Origin of the sequence: Serratia sp. BNK-4 (assembly GCF_048685115.1) — a bacterium.
Lineage (GTDB): Bacteria > Pseudomonadota > Gammaproteobacteria > Enterobacterales > Enterobacteriaceae > Serratia > Serratia bockelmannii.
Window position 1 is genome coordinate 1753702 of sequence record NZ_JBLQTM010000001.1, and the last position, 26452, is coordinate 1780153.

The 26452-nt window shown below is 60.8% G+C and carries 25 protein-coding genes; 9 read left to right on the top strand and 16 right to left on the bottom strand.

Going from position 1 to position 26452, the window contains the following annotated elements; genetic code table 11:
• Positions 1-53 precede the first annotated feature (53 nt).
• A complete protein-coding gene (cobB, locus tag ACMGGW_RS08460) occupies positions 54-890 on the top strand; it encodes a Sir2 family NAD+-dependent deacetylase (RefSeq protein ID WP_016928086.1) in 837 nt (278 codons plus the stop codon).
• Positions 891-938: 48 nt separating this feature from the next.
• Here the strand turns inward: cobB and potD are convergent, their stop codons facing one another.
• Positions 939-1982: a spermidine/putrescine ABC transporter substrate-binding protein PotD gene (gene potD / locus ACMGGW_RS08465; protein WP_197832162.1), complete on the bottom strand. Its 1044-nt coding sequence runs from the start codon at positions 1980-1982 to the stop codon at positions 939-941.
• Positions 1983-2218: 236 nt separating this feature from the next.
• On the opposite strand from potD, the gene ACMGGW_RS08470 reads away from it, so the two are divergent.
• Positions 2219-2929 carry a MurR/RpiR family transcriptional regulator gene (locus ACMGGW_RS08470; protein ID WP_025302506.1) on the top strand — a complete coding sequence of 237 codons (711 nt, stop codon included), beginning with the start codon at positions 2219-2221 and terminating at the stop codon, positions 2927-2929.
• A 17-nt stretch (positions 2930-2946) separates the two neighbouring features.
• Here ACMGGW_RS08470 and ACMGGW_RS08475 read toward each other — a convergent pair whose 3' ends face one another.
• The 6 genes from ACMGGW_RS08475 to ACMGGW_RS08500 form a co-directional block, all read right to left on the bottom strand.
• Positions 2947-4332 (bottom strand): glycoside hydrolase, encoded by a 1386-nt coding sequence (locus ACMGGW_RS08475; RefSeq protein ID WP_197819009.1) that lies wholly within the window; start codon positions 4330-4332, stop codon positions 2947-2949.
• A 24-nt stretch (positions 4333-4356) separates the two neighbouring features.
• A complete protein-coding gene (locus ACMGGW_RS08480) occupies positions 4357-5916 on the bottom strand; it encodes a PTS transporter subunit EIIC (RefSeq protein ID WP_025302508.1) in 1560 nt (519 codons plus the stop codon).
• A gap of 217 nt (positions 5917-6133) precedes the next feature.
• Positions 6134-6916, bottom strand: a complete 783-nt coding sequence (potC, locus tag ACMGGW_RS08485; protein WP_025302509.1) for a spermidine/putrescine ABC transporter permease PotC — start codon at positions 6914-6916, stop codon at positions 6134-6136.
• Entirely contained in the window at positions 6913-7773 is an 861-nt protein-coding gene (potB, locus tag ACMGGW_RS08490; RefSeq protein WP_025302510.1) for a spermidine/putrescine ABC transporter permease PotB, read from the bottom strand. Before potB ends, potC begins: the two co-directional genes overlap by 4 nt.
• Positions 7757-8872 (bottom strand): spermidine/putrescine ABC transporter ATP-binding protein PotA, encoded by a 1116-nt coding sequence (gene potA, locus ACMGGW_RS08495; protein WP_089195790.1) that lies wholly within the window; start codon positions 8870-8872, stop codon positions 7757-7759. Before potA ends, potB begins: the two co-directional genes overlap by 17 nt.
• Before the next feature lie 25 nt (positions 8873-8897).
• On the bottom strand, positions 8898-9170 hold the full coding sequence (locus ACMGGW_RS08500) for a hypothetical protein (protein ID WP_141997848.1): 273 nt from the start codon (positions 9168-9170) through the stop codon (positions 8898-8900).
• 57 nt (positions 9171-9227) lie between these two features.
• Between ACMGGW_RS08500 and pepT the strand changes: the two genes are divergently transcribed.
• Together pepT and ACMGGW_RS08510 are read left to right on the top strand one after the other, a co-directional pair.
• Positions 9228-10457 (top strand): peptidase T, encoded by a 1230-nt coding sequence (gene pepT / locus ACMGGW_RS08505; protein ID WP_004941154.1) that lies wholly within the window; start codon positions 9228-9230, stop codon positions 10455-10457.
• 90 nt (positions 10458-10547) lie between these two features.
• On the top strand, positions 10548-11636 hold the full coding sequence (locus ACMGGW_RS08510; RefSeq protein ID WP_197832161.1) for a malate/lactate/ureidoglycolate dehydrogenase: 1089 nt from the start codon (positions 10548-10550) through the stop codon (positions 11634-11636).
• Between the two features lie 41 nt (positions 11637-11677).
• On the opposite strand, the gene ACMGGW_RS08515 is transcribed toward ACMGGW_RS08510, so the two are convergent.
• The 3 genes from ACMGGW_RS08515 to phoP form a co-directional block, all read right to left on the bottom strand.
• On the bottom strand, positions 11678-12799 hold the full coding sequence (locus ACMGGW_RS08515; RefSeq protein WP_004941161.1) for a cupin domain-containing protein: 1122 nt from the start codon (positions 12797-12799) through the stop codon (positions 11678-11680).
• 84 nt (positions 12800-12883) lie between these two features.
• Positions 12884-14341: a two-component system sensor histidine kinase PhoQ gene (phoQ, locus tag ACMGGW_RS08520; RefSeq protein WP_025160271.1), complete on the bottom strand. Its 1458-nt coding sequence runs from the start codon at positions 14339-14341 to the stop codon at positions 12884-12886.
• A gap of 5 nt (positions 14342-14346) precedes the next feature.
• Positions 14347-15018 carry a two-component system response regulator PhoP gene (gene phoP, locus ACMGGW_RS08525; protein WP_025302513.1) on the bottom strand — a complete coding sequence of 224 codons (672 nt, stop codon included), beginning with the start codon at positions 15016-15018 and terminating at the stop codon, positions 14347-14349.
• 378 nt (positions 15019-15396) lie between these two features.
• Here phoP and ACMGGW_RS08530 point away from each other — a divergent pair, with 378 nt between their 5' ends.
• Positions 15397-16416, top strand: a complete 1020-nt coding sequence (locus ACMGGW_RS08530; RefSeq protein ID WP_025302514.1) for an ADP-ribosylglycohydrolase family protein — start codon at positions 15397-15399, stop codon at positions 16414-16416.
• A gap of 4 nt (positions 16417-16420) precedes the next feature.
• Here ACMGGW_RS08530 and ACMGGW_RS08535 read toward each other — a convergent pair whose 3' ends face one another.
• The gene (locus tag ACMGGW_RS08535; protein WP_197770056.1) at positions 16421-17185 is read right to left on the bottom strand and encodes a GntR family transcriptional regulator; all 765 of its coding nucleotides are present in this window, start codon (positions 17183-17185) and stop codon (positions 16421-16423) included.
• 138 nt (positions 17186-17323) lie between these two features.
• Here ACMGGW_RS08535 and ACMGGW_RS08540 point away from each other — a divergent pair, with 138 nt between their 5' ends.
• The 3 genes from ACMGGW_RS08540 to ACMGGW_RS08550 all read left to right on the top strand — a co-directional run bounded on the left by ACMGGW_RS08540 (position 17324) and on the right by ACMGGW_RS08550 (position 20126).
• Complete coding sequence (locus ACMGGW_RS08540; protein ID WP_043141493.1) at positions 17324-18838, top strand: PLP-dependent aminotransferase family protein; 1515 nt, start codon at positions 17324-17326, stop codon at positions 18836-18838.
• Between the two features lie 115 nt (positions 18839-18953).
• Positions 18954-19406, top strand: a complete 453-nt coding sequence (locus tag ACMGGW_RS08545) for a GNAT family N-acetyltransferase (RefSeq protein ID WP_043141490.1) — start codon at positions 18954-18956, stop codon at positions 19404-19406.
• Between the two features lie 15 nt (positions 19407-19421).
• Positions 19422-20126 carry a GNAT family N-acetyltransferase gene (locus ACMGGW_RS08550; RefSeq protein WP_025302521.1) on the top strand — a complete coding sequence of 235 codons (705 nt, stop codon included), beginning with the start codon at positions 19422-19424 and terminating at the stop codon, positions 20124-20126.
• A 48-nt stretch (positions 20127-20174) separates the two neighbouring features.
• Here the strand turns inward: ACMGGW_RS08550 and purB are convergent, their stop codons facing one another.
• Complete coding sequence (purB, locus tag ACMGGW_RS08555; RefSeq protein ID WP_033652066.1) at positions 20175-21545, bottom strand: adenylosuccinate lyase; 1371 nt, start codon at positions 21543-21545, stop codon at positions 20175-20177.
• A gap of 22 nt (positions 21546-21567) precedes the next feature.
• A complete protein-coding gene (gene hflD, locus ACMGGW_RS08560) occupies positions 21568-22194 on the bottom strand; it encodes a high frequency lysogenization protein HflD (protein WP_025302523.1) in 627 nt (208 codons plus the stop codon).
• A gap of 331 nt (positions 22195-22525) precedes the next feature.
• On the opposite strand from hflD, the gene kup reads away from it, so the two are divergent.
• Complete coding sequence (gene kup, locus ACMGGW_RS08565; RefSeq protein ID WP_025302524.1) at positions 22526-24394, top strand: low affinity potassium transporter Kup; 1869 nt, start codon at positions 22526-22528, stop codon at positions 24392-24394.
• 49 nt (positions 24395-24443) lie between these two features.
• Here the strand turns inward: kup and mnmA are convergent, their stop codons facing one another.
• From mnmA to ACMGGW_RS08580, 3 genes are all read right to left on the bottom strand, one after another.
• The gene (gene mnmA, locus ACMGGW_RS08570) at positions 24444-25544 is read right to left on the bottom strand and encodes a tRNA 2-thiouridine(34) synthase MnmA (RefSeq protein ID WP_025302525.1); all 1101 of its coding nucleotides are present in this window, start codon (positions 25542-25544) and stop codon (positions 24444-24446) included.
• A 106-nt stretch (positions 25545-25650) separates the two neighbouring features.
• Positions 25651-26097: an NUDIX hydrolase gene (locus ACMGGW_RS08575; RefSeq protein WP_025302526.1), complete on the bottom strand. Its 447-nt coding sequence runs from the start codon at positions 26095-26097 to the stop codon at positions 25651-25653.
• Positions 26098-26106: 9 nt separating this feature from the next.
• Complete coding sequence (locus tag ACMGGW_RS08580; protein WP_025302527.1) at positions 26107-26445, bottom strand: lysozyme inhibitor LprI family protein; 339 nt, start codon at positions 26443-26445, stop codon at positions 26107-26109.
• Between the last annotated feature and the right edge of the window lie 7 nt (positions 26446-26452).

The window sequence follows — 26452 nt, forward strand, 5'->3', positions numbered from 1 at the left end:
ACGCCGCAACGTCCAGTAAGAAGGGTAAACAGGGAAAAGTAAGGAGAGAGTTAATGCACACTCGCCATCGGCTGTGTCAGTTTCGCAAGAGTAAGCATGTGCTGCATCAGCGCTTTCGTTCACGTATTTTTCACCGTGACACCATGGCGGCGGCAGAGCTGAAAAAGCCGTTTGTGGTGGTGTTGACCGGGGCCGGCATTTCGGCCGAGTCGGGCATTCGCACCTTCCGCGCCGCGGATGGGCTGTGGGAAGAGCACCGGGTGGAGGACGTCGCCACGCCGGAAGGTTTCCAGCGCGATCCGGCGCTGGTGCAGGCGTTTTACAACGAACGCCGCCGTCAGCTGCAGACGGAGGAGATCGTCCCGAACGCCGCGCACCGCGCGCTGGCGGATCTGGAAGAGTGGCTGGGAGACAACTTCCTGCTGGTCACGCAAAACATCGATAACCTGCATGAGCGCGCCGGCAGCAAGCGGGTGTTGCATATGCACGGCGAATTGCTGAAGGTGCGCTGCACCCAGTCGGGGCAGGTGTTCGAATGGCCCGGCGATCTCAGCGTCGACGATCGTTGCCATTGCTGCCAGTTCCCGGCGCCGCTGCGGCCGCACGTGGTGTGGTTCGGCGAGATGCCGCTGGGCATGGACGACATCTACCAGGCGCTGAGCAAGGCCGATTTCTTCGTCGCCATCGGCACTTCCGGCCACGTCTATCCGGCGGCCGGGTTCGTGCATGAGGCGCGGCTGGGCGGCGCCTATGCGATGGAGCTGAACCTGGAGCCGAGTCAGGTGGAAAGCCAGTTTGACGAGAAACACTACGGTCTGGCCAGTGAAGTGGTGCCGCGTTTTGTGCACAAGTTTCTGGTGGGCAAGGTGGCGCGGGCCGACAGGCCCTGAGAAAGGCATCAGGGCGCACTGCGCGCCCTGATGGGATGGCGGGGCGTATTAGCGCCCGGCTTTCAACTTTTGGAAGTAGCTTTCGTACAGCGTGCTGGCGTCGCCGACGTCGTTTTGCCACTCGCCGTGCTCAATCACCGCCTTATCCGGATAGAGTGACGGGTCGTTGGCGATCTCCGGCGACAGCAGCTTCTTCGCCGCCAGGTTCGGCGTCGGGTAACCGATGGTCTCCGCCACCTGCACCGCGATTTCCGGCCGCAGCAGGAAGTCGATCAGCTTCAGCGCCCCTTCGACGTTGCGCGCGTTGGCCGGAATGGCCAGGCTGTCCATCCAGAAGATCCCGCCTTCCTTCGGCCAGACGATCTCCAGCGGCGTGCCGGCCTGGCGCGCCACAAAGGCCGAACCGTTCCACACCATGCCGACGTTGACTTCCCCTTCCATAAACGGGTTGCCCGGGTTGTCGGAGTTGAAGGCCAGCACGTTTGGCATCAATTTTTGCAGTTCGTGGTAGGCAGCTTCGATCTCCTTCGGATCGGTGGTGTTACCGGAATAGCCCAGCTTGAGCAGCGCCATTTGGAACACTTCGCGTGCGTCGTCAGTCAACAGCAGGCGGCCCTTGTACTGCGGTTGCCACAGATCGGCCCAGGCGGTAACGGTAGAGGGATCTTGCGCGTCGCTGTTAACGCCGATGGCAGTAGCGCCCCAGATGTAAGGAATGGAATAGTCGTTGTTGGGATCGAACGGCTTGTTCAGCAGGGTGGGATCGAGATCCTTGAAGTGGCTGAGCTTGCTCTTGTCGATTTTTTGCAGCATGCCTTCCTTGCTCATCTTGGCGATGAAGTAAGTGGAAGGCACCACCAGATCGTACGTGCCGTCTTTGTAGGTTTTCAGCTTGGCGTACATGCTTTCGTTGGATTCATAGGTGGAATAGATCACCTTGATGCCGGTTTCCTTGGTGAACTGCTCCAGCAGCCCCGGCGGGACGTATTCAGTCCAGTTATAGAAGTACAGTGTCTTGCCGTCAGAGGCGTTTGCAGAGCAGAAACTCAGCGCCATCATCCCGGCTGCGAGCAGATGTGACCACTTTTTCATGCAGCGTATCCTTCAGCAGTAGTGAGCCGAACCCGTATGGGCTGCCGTTTTCGGCCGCGCCATACCCCAGAAAGGGGCCATTATAGGGGCCGGGGCGGGGTGGGTAAAGGCGGTTATCCCGTTGGCAAATCAAGGGGTTCGGCGGCTTAAAGCGCATCACAATTTGTGTGTCTCGCGCTGGACAGGCGGTGAAGCGCGTGCGAAACAATAATTTTGGCGAATAAACGAGGGCGGCGATGAATTTCAAACAGGTCTTCAGCCAGGCGGAGCTCAGCAAGACGGATCTGACGATTTTGCACTGCATTCTCGACAACCCGGACGCCTGCATCGACGACGGCATCCGCGCGGTGTCCGCACGCTGCTACAGTTCCCCCTCGACGCTGGTGCGGCTGGCTAAAAAGCTGGGCTTTCGCGGCTATCTCGAACTGGTCTATTTCATCAAGTTCAACCTGACGATGGCGCCGGCCTACCAGGTGGAACGCCCTACGTCGGCGGCACCGCCGGCCCAGCAGGCGCAGTTTCTCGATCTGCTCGACAGCGGCAAGATCCTGATCCACGGCAGCGGTTTTTCACAGCTGGTGGCGCAGTATATGTACAACAAGTTTATGACGCTGGGCGTAGACAGTTACCTGTCGCTGTGGCCGGATTTCGACATTCTTGACCGCGAGACGCGCTTTCGCTTCGACATGGTGATCGTGATTTCAAAGTCGGGCAACAGCGGCTCGGCGCTGAGCTGGAGCGAGGCGGTGAAGCGTAATCACATTCTGCTGGCGGCCTTCTGCGGCGACGGCGACAGCCCGCTGGCGCAGCAGGCCGATATGACCTTTCTGTTTGAGGATCGGCAAAAATACGATCACGATATCTACTACCCCAACCCATTTTTCGGCCACTGTCTGTTGGGATTCGAGAATGTGATCACCGCCTGGTTTGAACGACGCGGCCGCTGACGGCCGCATCGCACCGTTTAGCGCCAGTGCCTGACATACTGACGGTGGGCCAGCAGGTACTCCTCCACTAGCGTTTTCGCCAGCGAGTAGGAGTTGACCAGCGGGTGCACCATCAGCGCCTTGATGGCCAGTTGGCGGTTGCCGGTCAGGATCGCCGCCACCGCCAGCCGTTCGTACTCTTTCACCTGCGAAATCAGGTTTTTCTGGGTGTCGGGAATATCGCGCATTTTGACCGGCTGAATGCCGGCGCTGCTCAATTCGCAGCTGATTTCGATCACGTCTTCCGGGTGCAGAAAATCGAGCGAGTCGCGGTTTTGCATCGATACCACCACGCGTTTTTGCCGGCCGCTGTTGACCGCCTCCAGAATGTCGATCGCCACCCCGGCATAGCCGCCGCTGTCCGGCTGCTCGATAAACTGTTGCAGCGTCAGCATCTCACGTTTTTTCACCTTGCCCTGGTTGGACTCGCGCTGCATGTAGGAGTTTTCGCGCTGCAGATAATGGCTGAAGTAGACAGAGAAGGCGTGTTCCAACTGGTGGGGGATGTCCAGCTCGCCTAACTCTGACAGCATTTGGCGGTTGATCGCCGCGATTTGTTCGCCGCGGGTCTCGCCGCCCGCGACGATGGCGGCGATCGCCTGCTCACGGTAGTAGTAATAGTAGAGATACTCGTTGAGCATCAAATTGTCCGACAGCGCCACCAGCTCCGGCGAGAAGTATTTCATGCAGGTATCGCGATACAGGCGCGGATCCGCCAGCAACTGTTCCGTGACCGGCTCGCCGTTGACGCGCGCATTGCGGAACCAGGAAAGATGGTTGAGGCCGAAGCAGTCGACGCTCAGTTGGTCTTCGCGGCAGTCCAGCAGCTCGGCCAGTTCGCGGATAAACTCGCTGGGGGCGTCGCAGATGCCGTAGACCCGGCGCTGGAAGCCGGATTTGATGATCGCCTCGGTCACCATGCCGGAAGGATTGGTGAAGTTGAACAGGACCGCGTCCGGCGAGGAAACCTGCTCGATCAGGCGGCAATAGTCGAGGATCGCCGGAATTGAACGCATCGCCATGGCGAAGCCGCCGGCGCCGGTGGTTTCTTGCCCGAGCAACTGGTGATTGAGCGCGATGCGCTCGTCATGGATGCGGCCTTCCTCGCCGCCGATGCGCAGGGTGGTGATGATGTAATCGGCGTCTTGCAGCGCCTGGCGCGGATCGCTGCTGAGGCTGAAAGCAATGTCGCCGCGAATGCGCTGGAATACGCCCTGCGCGAGGGCGCCGTAGATCGCCAGATGGCGCTCATCGGTATCCATAAACACCACTTCGGTAATGCCGATGCGATGGGCGTTATAGGCGATGGATTTGGCGAGGAACGGGGAACGCACGCCGCCGCCGCCGAGAACGGTTAATTTCATTCGATATCTCCCATTAATAAAGCGTCAGAGTGCCGCTAAATATTTCTCTACCTGATTTTTGACCTTGCCGACCGTGACGCCGTAAATCACCTGCACTTCACGGCGATTCTTCACCACGCCTTTGGCGCCGGTACTTTTCAACGCGGCCTCATCCACCCGCGCCATATCCTTTAATTCCACCCGCAGCCGGGTAAAGCAGTTATCGACGGAAATAATGTTTTCCTTGCCACCCAGCGCGCGAATAATGATGCCGCTTGGCTCGTCCGGGGTATTTTTACGGTTCCGGTAATCCTGTTTGGAATAGAGTTTGACGTCCTGATCATCTTCACGGCCCGGCGTTTTCAGATTGAGCTTCAGCACCAGCGTTTTGAACACCAGGTAATACACCGCAAACTGCACCAGCCCGATGACCACATACAGCGGCCAGCGGGTGAGAGAGACCGGCAGCGGCAGGTTGTAGGCCAGGAACTCGACCAGCCCGCTGGCGCCCCAGGGGCGCACCTGGAACAGGTTGCAGGCTACCTGCGAGAGCGCGGTCAACACGGCGTGGATCACCCACAACAGCGGAGAGATAAACAGGAAGGTGAACTCTATCGGCTCGGTGATGCCGACCAGGATCGAGGTGGTTATGGCCGGGATCAGAATCGCCTTGGCCAGCATTTTCTTTTCCGGTTTGGCGGTGTGATAGAAAGCCAATGCCGCGCCCGACAGGCCGAAGATGGTCACCATCCCTTGCTGCGAGAAACGCAGCGCCTCGTTCATCAGCGGCGAGATGCTTGGGTCGCGCATGTAGGCCAGGAAAATCGCCTGCGAGCCGGAGACGGTCTGGCCGTCTTGTACGATCGAACCGCCGATACTGGTGAGCTGGAACGGCGACCAGATAAAGTGGTGCAGCCCGGTGGGGATCAGAAATTTCTCGAAGAAGCCGTAGACGAATACCCCGAGCGAGCCGGCGCTTTTCATAAAGCCGGTAAGCGCGATCAGGCCCTGTGAGATAGCCGGCCACAGGTAGCTGAAGGCGACGGCGTACAGCATGATGATCGGCGTCATGGCAATCAGCACCAGCTTGGCGCCGCCGTAGACCGAGAACACGCCGTTGAGTTCGACGTTGCACAGGCGGTTATGCACCCAGGCAATCGTGACGCCGAGGATAAGACCGAGGAAAATGCCCATATCTACCACGGTAAATCCCAGCAGTTCCGTTTGCCCGGTGCCGTAATACTCACCGTTGATCTTGGCCGCGACGTGGCCGCTGAATTGCAGATAAGACGAATTGGCGCCGAGGAACATGATAAAGCACATCACCGCGACCAGCGCCGCTTCGCTTTTCTTGTCTTTGGCCAGGCCGTAGGTAATACCGATACAGAAAATCAGCCCGAGATTGCCGAATAACGGCCAGAAGGTATCGCCGATCATTTTACCGATAGAGAAGACGGCGGAATGTTCATTGATTAATGTGGCATTGGTAAGAATAGAACTGAGCGCCAGAATCAGACCGATTACCGGCAGGAAAAATATCGGCCCCATCATGGCTTTGGAGAAAAGCTGCAGCTTGTTTAAGATATTATCGATAATACCTTTCATGGCAGTTCCTTTTTATATTTTAATGGATGACGACGTTGCTGAATAAACTCCCTGAAAGCGAGAAAAATAAGGCACCTTGCCTGGATTCAGTTATAGGGGGAAGTTTTCGCCGCTGCAATCGGCGGGGCGGAAATAGGCACCGATGGTCACTGAGTGACAACCGGTGCCGGTTGTGAAGGGGATCACAACCGGGCGCGGCAGCGCCCGGCGGGAAGGATTATTCTGCCTTGGGCGAGCGATCGCGCATCACCCACTGGCTGGCGATCACCAGCGTCAGCGACAGCAGCAGCAAAATGGTGGCCAGCGCGTTGACCTCCGGTGAGACGCCGACTTTCACCATCGAGTAGATCTTCAGCGGCAAAATCTCGTAGCTCGGCCCGGTGACAAAGGAGGAGACGACCACGTCGTCCATCGACAGGGTAAAGCTCAGCAGCCAACCTGCCGCCACCGCCGGCATCGCCAGCGGCAGGATGATTTTGCGCAGGATGGTGAACTCGCTTGCGCCGAGATCGCGCGCGGCTTCCAGCATCTTCACGTCGAAGCCTTTCAGGCGCGCGTAGACGGTCACTACCACGAACGGCAGGCAGAAGGTGATGTGCGAGAACAGCAGCGACCAGAAGCCGAGCGAAATGCCCAGCAGCATGAACAGCACCAGCAGCGAGATGGCCATTACGATGTCCGGCGACATCATCACCACGAACAGCATGCCGCCGACGAACGGCTTGCCGCGGAAGCGGTAGCGGTACAGCGCCACCGCGGTCAGCGAGCCGATCAGGGTGGCGAAGGTAGCGGAAAGCACCGCCATGGTCAGCGAGTGCCCCGCGGCCTGCAGCAGGCTGTCGTTATTCAGCAGCGTGGCGTACCACTTGGTGGTGAATCCTTGCCAGTTGATGCCAAAGCGCGAAGCGTTGAAGGAGTTGACGATCAGGATGACGATCGGGATATACAGATAGGCGTATACCAGCGTCATAAAGCCGCCGCGTAGCAGACGTCCGATCATGCCAGATCCTCCTTCTTGTTCAGCAGGCGGGCGGCCCGGTAATAGACCAGCAGCAACAGCCCCATCACCAGCGTCAGGCAGATGCTGGTGGCCGCGCCGAACGGCCAGTCGCGGATATTGAGGAACTGGCTTTTAATCACGTTGCCGATCAATAGATTCTTGGCGCCGCCCATCAGATCGGCGACGAAGAACAGCCCCATCGCCGGCAGCACCACCAGCAGGCAGCCGGCGATAATGCCCGGCATGGTCAGCGGCACGATGATGCGGATAAAGGTCTGCAGCTTGCTGGCGCCGAGATCGCGCGCCGCCTCCAGGCAGGATTTATCGAGCTTTTCGATGCTGGAGTAGAGCGGCATCACCATAAACGGCAGCAGAATATACACCAGGCCGAGGATCACCGCTTCCGAGGTGTACATGATGCGCAGCGGCTTGTCGATGACGCCGATCCACAGCAGCGCGTCGTTGAGATAGCCGCGGGTGCTGAGAAACAGCTTCAGGCCGTAGATGCGGATCAGCGAGTTGGTCCAGAAGGGCACGATCAGCAGAAACAGCAGCAGCGGCCGCACCTTCTGCGGCAAGCGCGCCAGGATAAAGGCGAACGGATAGCCGATCACCAGGCAGCACAGGGTGGCGATCAGCGCCATGTTCAGCGAGTGCAGCAGCACCTGGGCGTACAACGGGTCGAACAAGCGCCGGTAGTTATCCAGCGTGAACACCATCTGCACCAGATTGGCGTCGTCGCGGGTCAGGAAGCTGGTGCCGATGATCATCAGGTTCGGCATGAACACGAACAACAGCAGCCAGGCGACGACGCCGACGATCACCACATTCTGGAAGACTTTACGCGATTTCTTCATCGGCCAGCACCACCTCCCAGCTTTCGACCCAGGTCACCGCCATCTTCTGGTTGAGCGAGTGATCGACGTCCGGATCGTCTTCGTTGAAGAACTCGCTGACCATCACCGTTTTGCCGTTCTCCAGCTCGACCACCGACTCCAGCGTCATGCCTTTGTAGTTGCGCTCACGCACGTAACCGATCAGCCCGTCGTGCTGCGCGCTGTCGTTCACTTCTTCCACCCGCAGATCTTCCGGGCGCAGCAGCACCTTCAGCTTTTGGCCCGGCTCCACCGGCAGATCGGCATAGATGTCGCACTCGCGGCCTTCGACGTTGGCGCGCACCCGCTGTGAATCGAGGCGTTCCAAAACCACCGCGTCGAAGATGTTAATCTCGCCGATGAAGCTGGCGACGAACAGATTCTTCGGCTCTTCGTAGATCTCACGCGGCGTGCCGTCCTGCTCGATGCGGCCTTCGCGCATCACCACGATGCGGTCCGACATGGTCAGCGCTTCTTCCTGATCGTGGGTGACGAACACGAAGGTGATGCCCAGCTTGCGCTGCAGCGCCTTCAGCTCGTTCTGCATCTGCTTGCGCAGCTTGTAGTCCAGCGCCGACAGCGATTCGTCCAGCAGCAGCACTTTCGGCTTGTTGACCACCGCGCGGGCGATGGCCACGCGCTGCTGTTGGCCACCGGAGAGCTGGCCCGGCCGGCGCTTGGCGAACGTATCCAGCTGCACCATGCGCAGCGCCTCTTCGACGCGCGGCGTCAGTTCCGCCGCTGGCACCTTTTGCATGCGCAGGCCGAAGGCGACGTTGTCGAACACTGACATGTGCGGAAACAGAGCGTAGCTCTGAAACACGGTGTTGACGTGGCGATGTTCGGCCGGAATGGCGGTGATGTCCTGGCCGTCGAGCGCGATGCGGCCCCGATCGGCGTCTTCCAGACCGGCGATCAGGCGCAGCACCGTGGTTTTGCCACAGCCGGAGGGGCCGAGAATGGTGAGGAATTCGCCGTGATTAATCGTCAGATCCAGATCGGCAATGATGGTTTTGCCATCGAACGCTTTGCTCAGGGCATGCAGTTCAACAAGGGGAGTCGGAGAGGATGTCTCAGTCATTTATCGTATTACTCTATCCCGTGGGCTAATGCAGATAGAACCGCAACTGGAAAAGACTGCCGGAGCTTGCGGGATGCCCGCTGATCAAATGAAGCTCAAACCAGTTACGCCAATGGAAATTTTTCGAGCGCGCATGATAGACGCTGAATGCCGGAATTGAAAGCCGATCCGGCCCAGATGCCGCGTTTTTCATCATGATAGCGACAAATGACCCTGTGATGACAGCATTATTCCTCTCAGAAATCATCACAAAGATTAATGATATTGGCGAATTCTGGTTAAAAATGACCTGACGCAATATTTGATCCTGATCGGTTCCGCATAATGAAACGCGATATTCTGAGGGGCCGCTACCATGGACAAATTACTTGACCGCTTTTTCAACTACGTCTCTTTCGACACCCAGTCCAAAGCGAACGTAAAGCATGTGCCGAGCACCGACGGGCAGTTGAAGCTGGCGCGTGCGTTGCAGCAGGAAATGATCGCGCTCGGCTTCGAGCGGGTGTCGCTCAGCGAACACGGCTGCGTGATGGGCACCTGGCCGGGTAACGTCGCCTGGCCGGTGCCGGCGGTCGGTTTTATCGCCCATCTGGATACTTCGCCGGATTTCAGCGGCAAACACGTCAATCCGCAGATCGTCGAGAACTATCGCGGCGGCGACATTGCGCTCGGCATCGGTGATGAAGTGCTGTCGCCGGTGATGTTCCCGATCCTGCACCAGATGCTGGGGCAGACGCTGATCACCACCGATGGCAAAACGCTGCTGGGCGCCGACGACAAGGCCGGCATCGCCGAGATCCTCACCGCCATGGTGCGCCTGCGCGCGCGCAAAATCCCGCACGGCGACATCCGCGTGGCCTTCACCCCGGACGAGGAGGTGGGCAAAGGGGCGCAGCTGTTCGACGTGGCGGCCTTCAATGCCGAATGGGCTTACACCGTGGACGGCGGCGGCGTCGGCGAGTTGGAGTGCGAGAACTTCAACGCCGCCTCGGTGACGATCAAAATCCTCGGTAACAGCGTGCACCCCGGCAGCGCCAAGGGCGTGATGGTCAACGCGCTGTCGCTGGCGACCCGCATTCATCAGGCACTGCCGGCGGACGAAGCGCCGGAGACCACCGAAGGCTACCAGGGCTTTTATCACCTCAGCAGCATCAAGGGCAGCGTGGAGCGCGCCGAAATGCACTATATCCTGCGCGACTTCGAGCGTGAGGGGTTTGAGGCGCGTAAGCGCAAGATGGTGGACATCGCTCGCGAGGTCGGCAAAGGCCTGCCCCGCGATTGCTATATCGAAGTGAGCATCGAAGACAGCTATTACAACATGCGCGAACAGGTGGCGGAGCACCCGCACGTGATTGCGCTGGCGCAGCAGGCGATGCGCGACTGCGACATCGAACCGGTGATGAAACCAATCCGCGGCGGCACCGACGGCGCGCAGCTGTCGTTTCGCGGCCTGCCGTGCCCGAACCTGTTCACCGGTGGCTACAACTACCACGGCAAGCACGAGTTCGTGACGCTGGAAGGTATGGAGCAAGCGGTGGCGGTGATCATGCGCATCGCGGCGCTGGCCGCCGAGCGGGCGCGGTAAACGGGACGCTTGCGATCGGCATAATCGCTTGCCGCAACAAGGCGTTGCTCATAGTGTGGAGGTACATTCCCCACGCATAAGGACCGCATGATGAGCACCGAATACCGTATCGCCAGCCCGCATTTGGCGCAGTTCGTTCAGGCGATTTGGCGCCAGGCCGGCAGTACGGCGCGCGAAGCCGAGCTGGTGGCCGATCATCTGGTGCAGGCCAATCTGGCCGGGCACGATTCGCACGGCGTCGGCATGATCCCCAGCTACATGGCGTCGTTGGCGCAGGGGCAATTACAGCTCAATCAGCACGCCGAAGTGGTGCGCGACGCTGGCGCGGTGCTGACGCTCGACGGCGCGCGCGGCTTCGGCCAGGTGGTGGCCAGCGAAGCGATGGCGCTGGGCATTGAACGCGCCGGCAAGCTGGGCCTGGCAGCGGTGGCGTTGCATAATGCGCACCATATCGGCCGCATCGGCCATTGGGCGGAGCAGTGCGCCCGCGCCGGTTTTATCTCGATTCACTTCGTCAACGTGGTGGGCGATCCGATGGTGGCGCCGTTCGGCGGCAGCGATCGCCGCTTCGGCACCAACCCGTTCTGCGCCATTTTCCCGCGGCCGGGCCGCACGCCGCTGCTGTTGGATTTCGCCACCAGCGGCATCGCCTTCGGCAAGACTCGGGTGGCCTATAACAAAGGCTTGTCGGTGGCGCCGGGCTATCTGATCGACGAACACGGGCAGTCGACTACCGAACCGAAAGTGATGCATGAAGCGCCGTTCGGGTCGCTGCTGCCGTTCGGCTTGCACAAAGGTTATGCGCTGGCGGCGATGTGCGAGATCCTCGGCGGCGCGCTCTCCGGCGGCCGCACCACCCACGACGCCACGCTGAAAGCCGACAGCGACGCCATCTTCAACTGCATGACGACCCTGATCCTCGATCCTCAGGCCTTCGACGCCCCGCAAATGCAGGCCGAGGCCGAAGCGTTTATCGGCTGGGTGAAGGCGTCGCCGCCGAGCGGCGAACAGCCGATCGCGGTGCCGGGAGAATGGGAAGAGGCCAACCGCGCGGCGCGGCTGGAGCAGGGCATACCGATAGACGCCAATACCTGGCGGCAGATTTGCGCGGCGGCGGAGCAGGCGGGCATGGCGAATGAAGCGCTGGCCGGCTTTCGCGCGCAGGCGCGGCAGGCATAAAAAAAGCCACCCGATAGGGCGGCTTGTTCGCGTACTCGCAATCAGTCGTTAAAGTACCAATAGCCGCTGTTGACCAGCGCGGTCAGCAGCGCCAGGAATGACGGGTCGTCCACCGCGTCGCCGAGCAGGGCGGCGTCGACGCTGAAGTGCTGGCACAGGGCATCTGCGGCCTGCAGCTGGTCGGTGTCGATCAGTTCGCCGTTGACGAAGCAGCGATCGCCGACCCGCAGCACGCGCAACCCGCCCAGGCGCTGCAGCGCTTCACCCTGTTGCAGCAGTTCGTAGATTTCCCCGGCCTGATACGGCGGCTCCGGCGGCGCCAGATCCAGCTCGTGGCGCGACTGGGAGATGAACTCGCCGAACCAGTGCTGGAAGTGTTCCGGCTGTTGCACCAGATCCAGCATCATCTGCCGTAAGGCGTCCACTTCCTGCGGCAGGATCTCCGCCGGGTGTTCGCGCAGTTTAACGTCCGGATCGCCGTAGCGTTTGCTGCCCAGCTCGCGCGCCAGCACGTAATCGGCGAAGCCGCTCACTAGCTCGCGGCCGTTCGGCGCGCGGAAGCCCACCGAGTAATTGAGCGCGTTTTCCAGCGCGTAGCCTTCATGCGGGAAGCCCGGCGGAATGTAGAGAATGTCGCCCGGCTCCATCTCTTCGTCGATGATGGCGTCGAACGGTTCGACCTGCAGCAGATCCGGGTGCGGGCAGTGCTGTTTCAGCGGCGTTTTTTCCCCGACGCGCCAGCGGCGGCGGCCAGTGCCCTGAATGATGAACACGTCGTACTGATCGAGGTGCGGGCCGACGCCGCCACCCGGCACCGAGAAGGAGATCATCAGGTCATCCATCCGCCAGTCCGGCAACTGGCGGAACGGGCGCATCAGCGCGGCGGAAGGCTCATGCCAGTGGTCCACCGCCTGCACCAGCAGCGACCAGTTGTTTTCGCTCAGGTGATCGAAGCTCTCGAAGGGGCCGTGCGCAACCTGCCAACGGCCGTCCTGGTGGCTGACCAGGCGGCTGTCCACTTCGTTTTCCATCGCCAGCCCGGCCAGCTCATCCGGGGAGATCGGATCGATAAAGTTTTTGAAGCCGCGCTTCAGAATCACCGGACGCTTTTGCCAATAGCGTTGCAAAAAATCGTTCCAGTCCAGATCTAATTGATAATCCATGTTCTATTCCAGGATAGAGGAGTGAGCCTGAGTGCGATTATAACGGAAGTTTGGCCCCGTGGATCGGGGCCGCAGCGGCATAATTTACTCGTTGTGGTGGGTGTCGTGCTGGCGGGCGAAGGTGACCTGCATGCGCGCGCCGCCGAGCGGACTGTCGCTGATGACGATTTCGCCGTCGTATTGCTCGATGATCTCCGCCGCCACCGACAGGCCAAGGCCCTGGCCGGGGCGCAGGGTATCCACCCGCTGGCCGCGCTGGAAGATCAGCTGGCGCTTGCTTTCCGGGATGCCCGGGCCGTCGTCGTCGATGACGATGGTGAGATTTTTCTCTGAGTGCAGCGAGGTGATTTCCACGAACTCCAGGCAGTATTTGCAGGCGTTTTCCAACACGTTGCCCATCACTTCCATAAAGTCGTTCTTCTCGCCCATAAAGGTCACTTCCGGCGAGATATCCAGCGTGATCACCACCCCTTTGCGCTGGTAAACCTTGTTCAGCGCCACCACCAGGCTGTCGAGCAGCGCCGGCACCGAGTGGATCTCGCGCGTCAGCACCGTCTGGCCGGAGTTGATGCTGGCCCGGTGCAGGTAGTAACCGATTTGCTGAGAGATGCGCCCGATCTGATCCAGCATGATCGGCTCGGCTTCTTCGATGGTGGTCTGCTTGCCGCTGCGCAGCGAGCGCAGGGTGCTTTGCAGCACCGCCAGCGGTGTTTTCAGGCTGTGGGTCAGATCCGACAGGGTGGTGCGATATTTGGTGTAGCGCTGGCGCTCGTTGCGCACCAGAATGTTCAGATTGCGCACCAGGCCGCGCAGTTCGCTGGGCGGGTTCTCATCCAACTGATCGCGTTCGCCGTTCTCCAGTTCGCCCACCTGATTGACCAGCGCCTTGATTGGCCGTAGGCTCCAGTAGGCCGCCAGCCACAGCAGCGGCACCACCAGCAGCAGGTTGGCCAGCAGCACGTAGCTGAACCACTCCCACACCACGTCTGAGCGCTGCAGCTCCTGCGGAATGCTGTCGACCACCACGATGGTCAACGCCGGCAGCCGCGCCGTGGCGGCATAGGTGTTGACCGCCACCGAGTGCGTCAGCGCGTTCTGATCGGTATCGTCATAATTCTTCAGCTGATCCTGTGCCTTGGGGTTATCCCCCAGCACTTCGCTACTGATGCGGGTATCGGTGTCAATTTCGTAGAAGCCGGACTCTTCCAGCCATTCCTTGTTGATCAGCTTCTCCAGCTCCGGCACTTTGCGCTGGCTCCAGAGCAGGTTGCCCTTATCGTCGTAGATAAAGACCAGCGTCGGGAAGTTGAGATCGATATCGGGGGGGATGGCGATGGTGAGCTTGTTGTCTTTCCACTGCGCCAGGCTGAAGAACAGGTTGCTCTCGCCGCGCAGCAGGCGGAAGGCGGTCTTGTCGAAGCTGACGATGTAGCCGACGACCGCCACCAAACCGTAAGAGAGCGACAGCGCCAGGATCACCCCGGCGGTCGCCATCAGGAAGCGGGCGCGCAGCGAAAACGGTTTTTTATTCTTGTTGAACATCATGTTCACTTCGCGTCAAAACGATAACCCTGGCCACGTACCGTGGTGATCACTTCATGCGGGTATTCCGCCTGCACCTTTTTACGCAAACGTCCCATCAGCACGTCGATGGTGTGGCTTTCGCGCAGTTCGGCGTCCGGGTAGAGCTGCAGCATCAACGAATCCTTGCTCACCACCTTGCCGGCGTTGCGGATCAGGGTCTCGATGATGGTGTATTCAAAAGCGGTCAGCTTGATCTGCCGATCGTTGACGCTCAGTTCGCGGCGCGACAGATCGATCTGGAACGGGGGCAGCACGATCACCTGCGAAGCCAGGCCGCTGTTGCGGCGCATCAGCGCCTGCATGCGGGCGATCACTTCTTCCAGGTGGAACGGCTTGGTGACATAGTCGTCGGCGCCGGCTTCCAGCACCGCCACTTTGTCCTGCCAGCTTTCGCGGGCGGTCAGCACCAGGATCGGCAGTTTGGTCTGGTGCGCGCGCCAACGGCGGATCAGGCTCAGGCCGTCTTCGCCCGGCAGGCCGAGATCGACGATGGCAATATCCGGCGCGTGTTCCTGCAGGAAATAATCGGCTTCCTTGGCGTCTTCGGCCGCGTCGACCTGATGGCCCATCTCGCGCATCTGAACGGAAAGGTGGTGGCGCAGCAAACCATTATCTTCAACAACCAGTACTCGCATGGCGAACTCCTGTGACTGTGCGGGTGAACGTCCTGTCACCCACGCGATAAAAGGGAACACGCTCTGCGGCGTGTCAGGGGATAACGCGGCCACCTGAACCATTTTGACAAAAAGTGCTGAGGCTATGGTAGGTATAACCCGCCCGGCTCGCAAGAGAACCGAAGCAATGTATTAAAATAAGCGTTATCAATTTGTTCGCCGACATTATCGACAACTTCTGATAAACGTCGGATAAACAGCGACGGGGCAACGTTAAACGCAACTTAAACGCGCCAGGCATTGTCGCGAAAGCAAAATGTGAACCGGGGCGCTTGATAAGCTTTAAAGGTACTAATAAGGTATTATCGAGGTATCGGCATATTTTCTCAGGAGCGACGGATGAAGCAGTTAACCCAGGCAGAACGCATAGCGGGCGCACTTTACGGACAGATGCTGGGCGACGCGCTCGGCATGCCTTCCGAGCTGTGGCCGCGCGAGCGGGTTAAGCGCCATTTCGGTTGGATAGACGGTTTCCTTGATGGGCCGGCGGAGAACTCGGCCGCCTGCTACTTCAAGGCCGGGCAATATACCGACGATACCGCGATGGCGTTAGCGCTGGCCGATGCGCTGCGGGAAGCGAAAGGCGAGGTGGTGCCAGAGTTGATCGCCCGCAATGTGATCCGCTGGGTGGACAGTTTTGACGCCTTCAACAAGAACATTCTCGGCCCCAGTTCCAAACTGGCGCTGAGCGAGCAGAAAGCGGGAACGCCGATCGCCGAGTTGGAAAACAACGGCATCACCAACGGTGCGGCGATGCGCATTTCGCCTTTGGGCTGCGTGCTGCCGTCTGCGCCGCTGGAGGAGTTCTGTCAGCAGGTGTGGCTGGCCTCCAGCCCGACGCACAAATCTGACATCGCCGTCGCCGGGGCCGTCGCGATCGCTTGGGCGGTTGCGCGGGCGGTGGAGGGCGCGGACTGGGCCTCGATTCGCCTGGCGCTGCCGGGCGTGGCGGAGTATGCCCAGCGCCGTCAGGAGACGACGTTCAGCCCCTCGTTGGCGGCGCGTATCGAGCTGGCGTTTCAGGTGGTGGATGAAGCCAGCGATCCCGAGCAGGCCTCCGAGCGGGTGTATCAACTGATCGGCGCCGGGGTCAGCACCATCGAGTCGGTGCCGGCGGCGCTGGCGATGGTGCAGCTGGCGCAAACCGACCCTACCCGGTGCGCCGTGCTGTGCGCCAACCTGGGCGGCGATACCGACACCATCGGTGCGATGGCCACTGCGATTTGCGGCGCGCTGCATGGCGCTGAAGCGATCGAAGCCGGGTTGCTGGCGGAGTTAAAACGGATGAATCCGCTGGATATCGAGGCTTACGTTCAGGCGTTCGTGCGCTTTCGCCGCCGCCGGCAGGGCGAGGCATAACGGATCAGCTTTCGCTGGTAAACTCGTACATGTCGCTGCGGCAGAAGCTTTCGCTGTATTCGATCGGCTTCTTGCTGTGGTCGAACAGCGTTTGACGCACGATCAGCAGCGGCATCGGTTCTGATAATTGCAGCGCCCGGCGGATGTCGTCGTCGGCCATCGCCGCGCTGACCTGGCTGCGCAGCGATCCCATTTCGACGTTATTGCGCCGGAAGTAGTCGTACAGCGAGATGCCGATCTCGTCGACGTTGGCAATCGCCGCCACCACCACGTAGGACACCGCCACCGACATCGGCCGCCGATCGATCAAGTGAATGCGTTTGAGTGTGTAGATCGGCGTTCCGGCCGCCAGCTGCAGCTTTTCCGCCAGTTCAGCGCTGGCGGGTACCCGCTCGCGGCTGATCCATTGCGTATCTGGCCGGCGCCCCTGCTGTAACACCTCGCTCGAGAATCCTTTGACGTCTGCCAAAGAATAGAACAGCTTCGGTTCGGGCCGTTGCAGTTGGATAAAGGTGCCGTAACCGCGTGAACGGCCGATGAGGCCGTCCTGCTCGAGGCAGGCCAACGCTTTGCGTACCGTGATGCGCGAGATGCCGAGCCGTTCGGTGAACAGGCGCTCGCTGGGCAAAAAATCCCCCGCATTCAGCAATCCTTGATCGATAGCCTGGCGCACCGAGGCGTTGAAGCACAAATACAGCGGCATCGCGCCCGCGCTGGCCAGATCCTGCTGCAGTTTGTCCAGCAGACGCTGGTTGGTCTCCTTGCTCATAGCCGACGGAAATCCTGTAGCCGCATTGCGATGGCTTATTTAAGGGGATTTCGCCGGGCAGCGCAACTGCCGCCGCCAAGAGGGGAAATGGGGTAGAGTAGTGTGCAATCGCCTTAAGCTCGGAGAAACAGACTGCCCATGAGTGATCACCCACCCTACGCGGATGACGCGGCAATCCTGGCCGCCTTCGCGCAGCAGCGGCAACAAGGCCTGACCCGGCGCTCGGCGCTGCATCAGGCTCTGTTGCAACTGATTGCCGCCGGAGAACTGCCCTGGCGGGCGAAGCTGCCGCCGAGCCGTGCGTTGGCTGCCCGGCTGACGGTGGCGCGCGACACGGTGGAACAGACCTACGCGCGGCTGGAGGCTGAGGGGTTCATCAGCCGAACGGTGGGGCGCGGCAGCTTTGTGCGTTATCGTAGTGACACGCTGCTCGGCCGTGAACTGCTGACGACGGCGACGGGGCAAGAGGCGCGGCTGGCGGAGCGCGAGCTGAGCGATCGCGGCCGGGCGCTGCTGGCGGTCAGCCATACGCCGCACACCTGCCGCCAGGCTTCGCTGACGCCTTCGCTGGCGGACCTGCGGGCGTTCCCCATCGAGCAATGGCTGCAGCAGGAAAAGCAGGCGCTGCGGCGGCACGGCGAGCGATTATTGGGGTATGCCGATCCGCAAGGGCTGCCGGAGCTGCGCGCGGAGATCGCGCACTATCTGCAGCGGGAGCGGGGCGTCAAGGCGACGGCGGAACAGGTGATCGTGGTCACCAGCTCTCAGCAGGCGTTGGCGCTGTGTACGCAGGTGCTGTTCGATCCCGGCGATGCGGTATTCGTCGAAGAGCCGGGTTACCAGGGGGCAAAAAAACTGGTGCAGTCGGCGGGGCTGCAGGCGCGGCCGATCGGCATCGATGAACAAGGGCTGGACGTCGGGCAGTTGATGCAGGCTTCGGGCGGCGGGCGGGGCGTTTACATCACGCCGTCCCATCATTACCCGCTGGGGTATTCGCTGAGCCTCGAGCGGCGGCTGGCGCTGTTGCAGTGGGCGCAGCGCTGCCGGGCCTGGATCATCGAAGACGACTACGACGCCGAGTTCAACTACGACCGGCAAACCAAGGCGGCGCTGCAGGGACTGGACAGCGGCGGGCGTACGCTGTACATCGGCACCTTCAGCAAGACGCTGTTTCCGGGGCTGCGCATCGGTTTCATGATCGCGCCGCCTCAGTTGGTGCGGCCATTGGTCGCCGCCAGGCAGTTTCAGGACGGCTACACGTCGGCGCTGGCGCAGATGACGCTGTTCCACTTCCTGCACGAGGGCGGCTACGCTGAGCATCTGCGCAATATGCGCACGCTGTACAAAGCGCGGCTGGACGTGCTGTACGACGCGGTGCATCGTCACCTTGCTGCCTGGACGCGTCCGGCGCTGCCGCAGGGCGGGCTGCAGCTGGTTTGCCCGTTGGCGGATGCGGCGACGGAGCGGCGGCTGGTAGTGGCGGCCGCCGAAAGGGGGATACGGCTGTACGGCCTGGCGGACTTCTACACCGGCACACCGCAGCGCGGGGCGTTGGTGCTCGGCTTCTCGGCCTATACGCCGGATGAGATCGTGCGCTTTATCGCCACGCTGGCGCAGGTGTTCAACGCGCTGCCGGTGGAAAGCGATGGCTAAAATTGGTCTGCTCGGCGTTTTGAATTGGTCCGTATTGTACCGCCGCCATGCGGTGTATTCTGCCGCTATCCGATTATTTCCCTAATGGAAATAATATCTTACACCGTGAGGCGCTATGAACCCATCAAACCCTGAAGTGACTATCCGCAGAATCAATGGCGACGACAAAGCGCAATGGCTGGCGCTCTGGCAGGGCTATCTCGACTTTTACCGCGCCGATGTGGCGCCGCAGGTGACCGATCGCACCTTCGAACGCCTGGGGCAGGATGAACAGGTGTACGGGCTGGTGGCGGAGGATGCCGACGGCCAGCTACTGGGGCTGATGAACCTGGTGTTCCACCCGTCCACCTGGAGCGCAGTCGGCTATTGTTATATCGAAGATCTCTATGTGTCGCCGCAGGCGCGTGGCCATAAGGTGTCGGAAAAGCTGTTCGAACAGGCGTACCGATTGGCAGAGACGCGCGGCAGCGATCGGGTCTACTGGATGACCCAGGAGTACAACGCGCCGGCGCGCTCGCTGTACGACAAAATCGGCAGAAGAAGCTCGTTTATCGTTTATACCCGTTAACCGCAGGAGGCGTGTATGGCAATGAATCGTTATGGTCAGCCGATTGGCGAACCGATGCCGGATTGGCAGCCGGCTCGCCGTCCGGGCGGCGCGACGCTCGGCGGGCGTTTCTGCTCGCTGGCGCCGCTCGAGCCGCAGCGGGATTACGCCGCGCTGTTCGAGGCGTTTCAACTGGCGCCGGACGGCCGCGACTGGACCTATCTGTCTATCGAGCGGCCCGATACGCCGGCGGCGATGCTGCAGCATCTGGAAACGCTGCAGGCCAACCCGACGCTGGTTAATCTGACGGTGTTCGACGCCGCCAGCGACGCGCCGGTGGGCACGGTGGCGCTGATGCGCATCGACGAGGCCAATGGCGTGCTGGAGATCGGCCACGTCAGCTGGTCGCCGTTGATGAAACAGCGCTCCAGCGCCACCGAGGCTATCGCGCTGCTGCTGCGCTATGCCTTCGACACGCTGGGCTACCGCCGCTGCGAGTGGAAGTGCGACAGCCATAACGCGCCCTCCCGCCAGGCTGCGCTGCGCTTTGGCTTTCGCTACGAGGGTAACTTCCGCTATGCGGTGATCGTCAAGGGGCGCAGCCGGGATACCGACTGGTTCGCCATCACCGCCGACCGGTGGCCGACGGTACGACAGGCGCTGGCGCGCTGGCTGAGCGCGGACAACTTCGATGCGCAGGGGCGGCAGATAGCTCGGCTGCAGGTGTTGCGCGGCGAATAATAAGCAAAAAGGCGGCCCGCGGGCCGCCTTTTTATCGGGCTAAAGCGCTTACTTCAGCTCGTCGACCAGGGTGGTGGCGCGGCCGATGTAGTTGGCAGGGGTCATCGCCTTCAGACGGGTTTTCTCTTCTTCCGGCAGCGCCAGGCCATCGATGAACGCCTGCATGCCGGCAGCGTCCACGCGCTTGCCGCGGGTCAGCTCTTTCAACTTCTCGTAAGGCTTCTCGATGCCGTAGCGGCGCATCACGGTCTGGATCGGCTCGGCCAGCACTTCCCAGTTGTGATCCAGTTCGTCCAGCAGGTGTGCCTGATTCACTTCCAGCTTGCTGATGCCTTTCAGGGTGGCCTGGTAGGCGATCAGCGCATAGCCCAGGCCCACGCCCAGGTTACGCAGCACGGTGGAATCGGTCAGGTCGCGCTGCCAACGGGAGACCGGCAGTTTGCCCGCCAGGTGGCCCAGCACGGCGTTGGCCAGGCCCAGGTTGCCTTCGGAGTTTTCGAAGTCGATCGGGTTGACCTTGTGCGGCATGGTGGAAGAACCGATTTCGCCGGCGATGGTCTTCTGCTTGAAGTGGTTCAGGGCGATGTAGCCCCAGATGTCGCGGTCGAAGTCGATCAGAATGGTGTTGAAACGCGCTACGCAGTCGAACAGCTCGGCGATGTAGTCATGCGGCTCGATCTGGGTGGTGTACGGGTTCCAGGTGATGCCGAGCGAGGTCACGAACGCTTCGCTGAACTGATGCCAGTCCACTTCCGGGTAAGCGACGATGTGGGCGTTGTAGTTGCCGACCGCGCCGTTGATTTTACCCATGATCTCCACGCGCTCCAGCTGGCGGTATTGGCGCTCCATGCGGTAAGCCACGTTGGCGAACTCTTTGCCGACGGTCGACGGGGTCGCCGGCTGGCCATGGGTGCGCGACAGCAGCGGGATATCGCGGTATTCCAGCGCCAGCCCTTTCAGCGCATCGATGATTTTACGCCAGTAAGGCAGCACCACGTCCTGACGGGCGCTTTGCAGCATCAGCGCGTGCGACAGGTTGTTGATGTCTTCGGAGGTGCAGGCGAAGTGGATGAACTCGGACACCGCGTGCAGCGCAGGCACCGCCGCCACTTTTTCCTTCAGGAAATACTCGACCGCTTTCACGTCGTGGTTGGTGGTGCGCTCGATGGTTTTGATACGCTGAGCGTCTTCTTCGTTGAATTCAGCGACGATTTTGTCGAGGAAAGCGTTTGCGTCGGCGTCAAAAGCGGGAACTTCCTTGATTTCTGCGCAGGCGGCCAGTTTTTGCAGCCAACGTACTTCAACCTGTACGCGGAATTTCAGCAGACCGTATTCGCTGAAAATGGGGCGCAGTGCGCTGACTTTATCACCGTAGCGTCCATCAACGGGGGAAACGGCGGTCAGTGAGGATAATTCCATCGGTAGCAACTCCTGGGATCGATTAACAATGAGCAACGATATTTTGCGCCTGCTTGAACAGACGATTACGGGAAAACATTAACTGCAGGCGGCTGCCGCCAACCTGTTGCCACAGCACGGCGGCGCGAATGCCGGCCAGCAGCGTGGCGCGAACCTTGGCCTGCACCTGCGGGTTCTGCAAGATAGCCGGCGAGCCGGTTACCTGGATACGCGGCCCGAGCGGGCTGACCACGTCGACGTAAATGCCGGCCAGCGCGCTGATGATGGTGTCTGACTCAAGATCGAAGTGCGCCAGCTGGCGTTCGAGTTGGCCGAGGCGTTCACCGAGCGTGTTCATCGCCTGTTTGTTGGCGTTGAGCTTGCGCTCCAGCACCATCAGGCTGATGGTGTAGCGGGTCAGTTCCGCGCCCGGCCCTTTGTTGTTGGCGTTAAGCACGCCCATCAGGGTTTCGAGGCCGACCATCAAATTGCGCTCCTCGCCGCCGAACACCGCCAGCGTGGAGGGCGGGTCCATCTGCAGCAGGCTTTTCAGCGAGGTCTGAAAGGCTTCGCGATTGCATTGCCCTTCGTGGGCCAGCTGCTGAACCAAACGCGCCGCCTGGCTGATGCCCGCCATGGCCAGCGTGATGTCATAATAATTCTTCGCCACGAATACTCCTGTAAACGCTGTGAACGGTACATGGCTTACTGCATAAGGTTGTGTGTATCGCCAGGGTAACGGCGGCGGCCGCGAACGGGAACGATCGGGCGTGGCTGTAACAACGATGACAACGAATGCCGCGGATCATGCCACAAAATCGAGGGTAAACCCAGCGTCTAATACGCCTGCGGCAAGGCGGATGCGCCGTGCGGCGCAGAACTGCGCAAATAGGCGGCGAAAATCGCCGGCGCGGCGGTGCGAACTTATTGTTGCGGCGACAAATAAAGTGCGGTGGCTGCATCTATACTGCCAACGTGAACCCTTAAATAAAGACCTCTATATGCACGTAAAAAACAAGCAGCCACTGCCGGCGGTAACGCTGGCGGCCATCGGCGTGGTGTACGGCGATATCGGTACCAGCCCGCTGTATACCTTGCGCGAATGCCTGACGGCGGAGGAGGGCATCACCCTGACGCCGGCCTCGATTTACGGCTTTTTGTCGCTGATTTTCTGGCTGCTGACGCTGGTGGTGTCAATTAAGTACATTTGTTTTGTGATGCGTGCCGACAACGACGGCGAGGGAGGCATTCTGACACTGATGTCGCTGGCGATCCGCAAGCTGGATGCACGCTGGGTACCGGCGGCGGTGCTGATCGGGCTGGTGGGCGGCAGCTTCTTTTACGGCGACGGGGTGATCACTCCGGCCATTTCGGTGCTCTCGGCCATCGAGGGGCTGCAGATTATCGCCCCCGAGCTGGACAGCTTTATCGTGCCGCTGTCGCTGCTGGTGCTAACCGCGTTGTTCGCGATCCAAAAGCGCGGTACCGGCAGCGTCGGCAAATTGTTCGCCCCGGCGATGGTTATCTGGTTCCTGACACTCGCGCTGCTGGGCATCGGCGGCATTCTGCATCACCCCGGCGTGCTGCGGGCGCTGAACCCTTACTGGGCGGTGAATTTCTTCCTCGAATACAAGGCGGTGTCATTCTTTGCGCTGGGCATGGTGGTGCTGTCGGTCACCGGTGCCGAAGCGCTGTACGCCGATATGGGCCACTTCGGTAAAAAGCCGATTCGTCTGGCGTGGTTTACGCTGGTGGCGCCGGCGCTGGTGTTGAACTACTTCGGCCAGGGAGCGCTGTTGCTGGCCAATCCGGCGGCGATCAACAACCCGTTTTTCCTGCTGGCGCCGACCTGGGCGCTGCTCCCGCTGCTGGTGATTGCCACGCTGGCGACGGTGATCGCCTCGCAGGCGGTGATCTCCGGCGTGTTCTCGCTGACGCGCCAGGCGGTGCGGCTGGGCTACCTGCCGCCGATGCGTATCATCTATACCTCCGATCAGGAATCCGGGCAGATTTACATTCCGGTGGTGAACTGGCTGCTGTTCGCAGCGGTGCTGATCGTGATTATCAGTTTCAAACACTCCAGCAACCTGGCGTCGGCTTATGGCATCGTGGTGACCGGCACCATGCTGCTGTCGTCGATTTTGCTGAGCATTGTGGCGGTGAAAAACTGGGGCTGGCCGCGCGCGTTGGGCGGGCTGATGCTGCTGGTCATGCTGTGCATCGACGTACCGCTGTTCGGTGCCAACCTGATCAAGCTGGCGACCGGCGGTTGGCTGCCGGTGGCGCTTGGGCTGACGATTCTGCTGATCATGCTGACCTGGAAGACCGAGCGTTCGCGCCTGATCCGCCGGTTGCGCGACAATCAGGAAGGGCTGAGCGCGCTGATCGAGTCGCTGGAGAAAGCGCCGCCGAAGCGGGTGCCGGGCACCGCGGTGTTTATGGAGCGCACACCGCATGCGGTGCCGCTGGTATTGTTGCACAACCTGAAGCACAACAAGGTGTTGCATGAGCGTGTGGTGCTGCTGACCATCGTCACCACCGACATGCCGTACGTGCACAACGTGCAGCGGGTGGCGATTGAACAGCTGTCGGCGAGCTTTTGGCGGGTGGTGGCAAGCTACGGCTGGCGCGAGACGCCCAACGTGACGGACATCCTTTATCGCTGCGGGCTGGAGGGGATGAGCTTCACCATGAACGAGACCTCGTTCTTCATGTCGCGCGATACGCTGGTATTAGGCAAGCGCCCCTGGTATCTGCGCGTGCGTGGCAAGGTATTCCAGCTGTTGCAGCGCAACGCGCTGAGGGCGCCGGATCTGTTCGAAATCCCGCCGAATCGGGTGATTGAACTGGGGGCACAGGTGGAATTTTGAATAAAAAAAACGCTGCGGTAAACGCAGCGTTTTTCTTGCGACAGACGAATTATGCCAGGCGCTGTTCGATAATGCCGCCGCCGAGGCAGATTTCGCCCTGGTAGAACACCGCCGACTGGCCGGGGGTGACGGCGGAGACCGGCTCGTCGAAACGCACTTCGATGCGTTCGCTGTCGAGTGGGGTCACGGTGCAAGGGATGTCCTGCTGGCGATAGCGGGTCTTCACCGTGCAGCGGAACGGGCCGGTCAGCGGCAGACGATCAACCCAGTGCAACTGCTGCGCGATAAGGCCGACGGACATCAGGCGCGGGTGATCGTGCCCCTGCGCGACCACCAGCACGTTGTTGGCCACGTCTTTATCCACCACGTACCACGGATCTTCGCTGCTGTCTTTCATACCGCCGATGCCCAGCCCTTTGCGCTGGCCCAGGGTGTGATACATCAGGCCCTGGTGTTCGCCGACGGTCTGGCCGTCGACGCTGACGATCGGGCCCGGCTGCGCCGGCAGGTAGCGGCCGAGGAAGTCGCGGAATTTACGTTCGCCGATAAAGCAGATACCGGTGGAGTCTTTCTTCTTGGCGGTGACCAGCTCCAGTTGCTCGGCGATGCGGCGCACCTCCGGCTTCTCCAACTCCCCGACCGGGAACAGGCTTTGCGCCACCTGCTCGTGGCTCAGGGTATAGAGGAAGTAGCTCTGATCTTTGTTGCCGTCGACGCCGCGCAGCAGGCGGCTCTTGCCGTCCACGTCCTGGCGACGCACGTAGTGGCCGGTGGCGATAAAATCGGCCCCAAGATCTTCGGCGGCAAACTCCAGGAAGGCTTTGAATTTGATCTCTTTATTGCACAGGATGTCCGGGTTCGGCGTGCGGCCGGCCTTGTACTCTTCCAGGAACAGCTCAAACACGTTGTCCCAGTATTCCGCCGCGAAGTTCACCGTGTGCAGTTCGATGCCCAGCTTGTCGCAGACCGCTTGCGCGTCGGCCAGATCGGTCGCGGCGGAGCAGTACTCTTCGTCGTCGTCTTCTTCCCAGTTTTTCATGAACAGCCCAGCGACCTGATAGCCCTGTTGCTGTAACAGATAGGCGGTAACGGAGGAGTCGACGCCGCCGGACATACCGACGATTACTTTTTTCTGGCTGTTGTCTGACATGGGGATCTCACGAACTTGAACACGAACCGTGCTGATAAAAACAAGCGCAGGATTTTACCACGTTGGCCGCGCCGGCGCACTGGTCATCTTGTGCTGCTCGGCGCCCTTAAAACGGCCAGGCGAAGCTGCCGACCAGCGACAGCGGATAGCGCTCCGGCTGCTGGTAGCTGCGAATGCTCTCCGCCACCAGCGCGGAACGCAGGTTGGGCGCCTGCAAAATCTCGTCGGCGCTCAGCCACAGGCAGCGATCGATGTCGCTGTCGTGCGGCTCGGTCGGCAGCGGCTGTTCCAGCTCGATAACGAAGCAAAAACGCAGAAACGGCGTGCGATCCGGCGCTATCCACTGGTGCAGGCGCAGGAACGCCTGCGGCGTGGCGCGGATGCCGGTCTCTTCCCACAGCTCGCGCTCGGCGGCCTGCACCAGCGTCTCGTCGGCCTCCAGGTGGCCGGCCGGCTGATTCCACAGCGCTTTGCCGTTGATGGTCTCTTCGACCACCAAAAATTTGCCGGCGGCGTGTACCACGCAGGCCACAGTGACGTGCGGTTTGAACATGCGGTCTCCTTACAGCGGTTTGTCGATGCGCCGGTAGATGTCGTCCAGCTCGGCGATGCGGGTGCGATAACTTTGCAGCAGGCAGGCGGTATCGCCGCCGCACCGCTGGCGTTTTGCCAGCCAGGCCTGCTGGCTGTCCTGCATCGCGCCACGCGCGCCCATGGCGAACAGGCCGCGCAGGAATTGGTACTTGGTGGCCATTTGCACATCCAAATCGTTCAGCGTGCGGTTGGCGCAGATGGCTTGCTCATCGCGGTTTGCTGCCTTGGCGCAGTCGAAGCTGGCGGCCTGGGCCGCGAACGGGGCCGCCAGAGCGGCGAGCAGCAGCGCGATCGGCGTGGATTTCATGGCGCCT

Coding starts and splice junctions, on each gene's coding strand:
- cobB (WP_016928086.1), top strand. CDS start 54: ATGCACACTCGCCATCGGCTGTGTCAGTTTCGCAAGAGTAAGCATGTG.
- potD (WP_197832162.1), bottom strand. CDS start 1,982: ATGAAAAAGTGGTCACATCTGCTCGCAGCCGGGATGATGGCGCTGAGT.
- ACMGGW_RS08470 (WP_025302506.1), top strand. CDS start 2,219: ATGAATTTCAAACAGGTCTTCAGCCAGGCGGAGCTCAGCAAGACGGAT.
- ACMGGW_RS08475 (WP_197819009.1), bottom strand. CDS start 4,332: ATGAAATTAACCGTTCTCGGCGGCGGCGGCGTGCGTTCCCCGTTCCTC.
- ACMGGW_RS08480 (WP_025302508.1), bottom strand. CDS start 5,916: ATGAAAGGTATTATCGATAATATCTTAAACAAGCTGCAGCTTTTCTCC.
- potC (WP_025302509.1), bottom strand. CDS start 6,916: ATGATCGGACGTCTGCTACGCGGCGGCTTTATGACGCTGGTATACGCC.
- potB (WP_025302510.1), bottom strand. CDS start 7,773: ATGAAGAAATCGCGTAAAGTCTTCCAGAATGTGGTGATCGTCGGCGTC.
- potA (WP_089195790.1), bottom strand. CDS start 8,872: ATGACTGAGACATCCTCTCCGACTCCCCTTGTTGAACTGCATGCCCTG.
- pepT (WP_004941154.1), top strand. CDS start 9,228: ATGGACAAATTACTTGACCGCTTTTTCAACTACGTCTCTTTCGACACC.
- ACMGGW_RS08510 (WP_197832161.1), top strand. CDS start 10,548: ATGAGCACCGAATACCGTATCGCCAGCCCGCATTTGGCGCAGTTCGTT.
- ACMGGW_RS08515 (WP_004941161.1), bottom strand. CDS start 12,799: ATGGATTATCAATTAGATCTGGACTGGAACGATTTTTTGCAACGCTAT.
- phoQ (WP_025160271.1), bottom strand. CDS start 14,341: ATGTTCAACAAGAATAAAAAACCGTTTTCGCTGCGCGCCCGCTTCCTG.
- phoP (WP_025302513.1), bottom strand. CDS start 15,018: ATGCGAGTACTGGTTGTTGAAGATAATGGTTTGCTGCGCCACCACCTT.
- ACMGGW_RS08530 (WP_025302514.1), top strand. CDS start 15,397: ATGAAGCAGTTAACCCAGGCAGAACGCATAGCGGGCGCACTTTACGGA.
- ACMGGW_RS08535 (WP_197770056.1), bottom strand. CDS start 17,185: ATGAGCAAGGAGACCAACCAGCGTCTGCTGGACAAACTGCAGCAGGAT.
- ACMGGW_RS08540 (WP_043141493.1), top strand. CDS start 17,324: ATGAGTGATCACCCACCCTACGCGGATGACGCGGCAATCCTGGCCGCC.
- ACMGGW_RS08545 (WP_043141490.1), top strand. CDS start 18,954: ATGAACCCATCAAACCCTGAAGTGACTATCCGCAGAATCAATGGCGAC.
- ACMGGW_RS08550 (WP_025302521.1), top strand. CDS start 19,422: ATGGCAATGAATCGTTATGGTCAGCCGATTGGCGAACCGATGCCGGAT.
- purB (WP_033652066.1), bottom strand. CDS start 21,545: ATGGAATTATCCTCACTGACCGCCGTTTCCCCCGTTGATGGACGCTAC.
- kup (WP_025302524.1), top strand. CDS start 22,526: ATGCACGTAAAAAACAAGCAGCCACTGCCGGCGGTAACGCTGGCGGCC.
- mnmA (WP_025302525.1), bottom strand. CDS start 25,544: ATGTCAGACAACAGCCAGAAAAAAGTAATCGTCGGTATGTCCGGCGGC.
- ACMGGW_RS08575 (WP_025302526.1), bottom strand. CDS start 26,097: ATGTTCAAACCGCACGTCACTGTGGCCTGCGTGGTACACGCCGCCGGC.
- ACMGGW_RS08580 (WP_025302527.1), bottom strand. CDS start 26,445: ATGAAATCCACGCCGATCGCGCTGCTGCTCGCCGCTCTGGCGGCCCCG.